Here is a 2,782-nt window from a genome sequence, read left to right as displayed (position 1 = left end):
GTGGTGGGTGATGACGGGATCGAACCGCCGACCCCCTCCTTGTAAGGGAGGTGCTCTCCCAGCTGAGCTAATCACCCCCGCTGTGTGGAGTCGCATTATAGGGAGAGTTGAAAATGAGTCAACGCATTTTCTAAAGTTTTTGTTTGTTCGTCGTAAAATTAAACAAAACGATCGTGAATTACCCCGCACTGCATGATTTCTATACGGAAATAGCAAAGCGCAGCGTTCTGACCGGATCAACATTGAGGAATCAAGCCACAGTGATAGAATACAAGGCTATTCATCTTTCCAGGATTTGCCGGTTGTCGGCATCTTTATAAACGTAAGGCCATTTCATGAAAATCAAAACTCGCTTCGCGCCTAGCCCGACAGGTTATCTGCACGTCGGTGGCGCGCGTACTGCTCTTTATTCCTGGCTTTTCGCACGTCACCACGGCGGTGAGTTCGTGCTGCGTATTGAAGACACCGATCTTGAGCGTTCCACGCCGGAAGCCATTGAAGCCATCATGGATGGTATGAACTGGCTGAACCTGGAATGGGACGAAGGCCCATATTTCCAGACCAAACGTTTTGATCGCTATAACGCGGTGATTGACGAGATGCTGGAGGCGGGAACGGCCTATAAATGCTACTGCTCTAAAGAGCGTCTGGAGCAACTGCGTGAAGATCAGATGGCGAAAGGTGAGAAGCCGCGTTATGACGGGCGTTGCCGTCACAGTCACGAACATCATGCCGACGATGAGCCATGCGTGGTGCGCTTTGCCAACCCGCAGGACGGTTCCGTTATTTTTGATGATCAGATCCGTGGCCCGATCGAATTCAGCAATCAGGAGCTGGACGATCTGATCATTCGTCGTACCGACGGTTCCCCAACCTACAACTTCTGTGTGGTGGTGGACGACTGGGATATGGAAATTACCCATGTGATTCGTGGCGAAGACCATATCAACAATACTCCGCGCCAGATTAACATTCTGAAAGCGTTAAACGCGCCGGTGCCGATGTACGCGCATGTGTCGATGATTAACGGCGACGACGGTAAAAAGCTGTCTAAACGTCACGGTGCGGTGAGCGTGATGCAGTATCGCGATGACGGTTATCTGCCGGAAGCGTTGCTGAACTATCTGGTGCGTCTGGGCTGGTCCAGCGGCGATCAGGAGATCTTCACCCGCGAAGAGATGATCAAGCTGTTCTCCCTCGGTGCGGTGAGCAAGTCTGCGAGCGCGTTCAACACTGATAAACTGCTGTGGCTGAACCACCACTATATCAATACGCTGGCGCCGGAATATGTGGCGACGCATTTGCAGTGGCATATCGAGCAGGAAAATATCGACACCCGTAACGGCCCGCAGCTTGCTGAACTGGTGAAGTTGCTGGGCGAGCGCTGCAAGACTCTGAAAGAGATGGCGCAGAGCTGCCGCTACTTCTATGAAGACTTCAGCGAGTTTGACGCCGATGCGGCGAAAAAACACCTCCGCCCGGTGGCGCGTCAGCCGCTGGAAGTGGTGCGCGACAAGCTGTCGGCGATTACGGACTGGTCAGCAGAAAACGTCCACCACGCGATTCAGGCCACGGCGGATGAGCTGGAAGTGGGGATGGGTAAAGTAGGGATGCCGCTGCGTGTGGCTGTGACCGGTGCCGGGCAGTCGCCTGCGCTGGATGTCACCGTACATGCGATTGGTAAAACCCGCAGCATTGAGCGCATCAACAAAGCGCTGGGCTTTATCGCCGAGCGTGAAAGCCAGCAGTAACGCCAGCTGAAACAGAATAAACGGCAGGGCAGACGCCTGCCGTTTATTATTTGTTAGTCCGCCTCATTGATACCTAAACGCGTCAGAAATCCGCGAATACCTTCCCGCGATAAAAACAGCGCCAGTTTTTCCTGTTCCTGAGCAGACATATTTTCAACGGCATCAATAATTTGTCGATAAGCGTGACTGTGCGCCGCGTTCGCATATTCTGCGAAAGCCTCTTCCGCCTGATAAAACGCTGGCAGTTTGCGAAAAGCCGGAATATTGAGAATAAACTCCCGCACGCTGGCATCAATATGGATGAGTCTTGCGCGTCCGCCTTTGACGCCGGGAAATTTTTCGGTTTTCCAGTGTTGTTCTCTGATCCAGCGATTGACGGTTTGTCTGGCCACGCCGAGGCATTCAGCCAGCTCTTCAGTGGTCATTTTACTGCGTAATCTTTTCATATTATTTGCTATCGCGTATCCCTAAGCGTTGTAACAAACCGGTAATCCCTTCACGCACGAGGAGAGAGGTAAACTGTTTCTGCTCGGATGAGGTCATCTCTTTGGCGAGCGTCATAAGCAGCGCTTCAAGCGATGCGTTGCTGGCAGGCGTAAATGTGTCTGCGTGATGGTCAACTGAACGTTCAGCGCTGCGGATATATTCACGAACCTGTTCGTTTACATGAACCAGACGGGCTTTACCGCCCTGGACGCCAGGTTTGGGCGATGTTGCCCAGCCTTCTTTCCGTACCCATTTATTGATGGTTTGTCGGCTGTAACCGGTGAGATTAGCGAGTTCTTCTGGCGTCATCCGTTCCTTGAACATAACGATTCCCTGAATAGTCGTGGGGTTAATTAGTGGTTCATTTTATAGCACCATTTTAGTCGAAACCGTGACGTGTTTAACTACTGAATGCGAGTTGTGCCGCAATGTCCTTTATTTGAATGCTTTTTCAGCGATTGAATTCGGCAAGTTCATTTTGCCGTTGACACATGCCGAGGGAATTCATATGATGCCGCCCGTCAACTCGACAAGCTTTACGTAGT

Annotated in this window: 3 protein-coding genes and 1 tRNA gene; 1 reads left to right on the top strand and 3 read right to left on the bottom strand. The window is 51.7% G+C overall.

Features of this window, described 5'->3' with window-relative positions; translation table 11 throughout:
- Position 1 precedes the first annotated feature (1 nt).
- Positions 2 to 77 (bottom strand) — tRNA-Val (locus tag NAZ64_RS22090).
- A gap of 258 nt (positions 78 to 335) precedes the next feature.
- Between NAZ64_RS22090 and gltX the strand changes: the two genes are divergently transcribed.
- Positions 336 to 1,751: a glutamate--tRNA ligase gene (gene gltX / locus NAZ64_RS22085; protein ID WP_000695623.1), complete on the top strand. Its 1,416-nt coding sequence runs from the start codon at positions 336 to 338 to the stop codon at positions 1,749 to 1,751.
- A gap of 53 nt (positions 1,752 to 1,804) precedes the next feature.
- On the opposite strand, the gene NAZ64_RS22080 is transcribed toward gltX, so the two are convergent.
- Positions 1,805 to 2,197 (bottom strand): MerR family transcriptional regulator, encoded by a 393-nt coding sequence (locus NAZ64_RS22080; RefSeq protein WP_000826514.1) that lies wholly within the window; start codon positions 2,195 to 2,197, stop codon positions 1,805 to 1,807.
- A 1-nt stretch (position 2,198) separates the two neighbouring features.
- Complete coding sequence (locus NAZ64_RS22075) at positions 2,199 to 2,561, bottom strand: MerR family transcriptional regulator (RefSeq protein ID WP_000472034.1); 363 nt, start codon at positions 2,559 to 2,561, stop codon at positions 2,199 to 2,201.
- Between the last annotated feature and the right edge of the window lie 221 nt (positions 2,562 to 2,782).

It is taken from the genome of Salmonella sp. A1325 (genome assembly GCF_056991255.1).
This window is presented reverse-complemented; position numbering and strand designations above follow the sequence as displayed.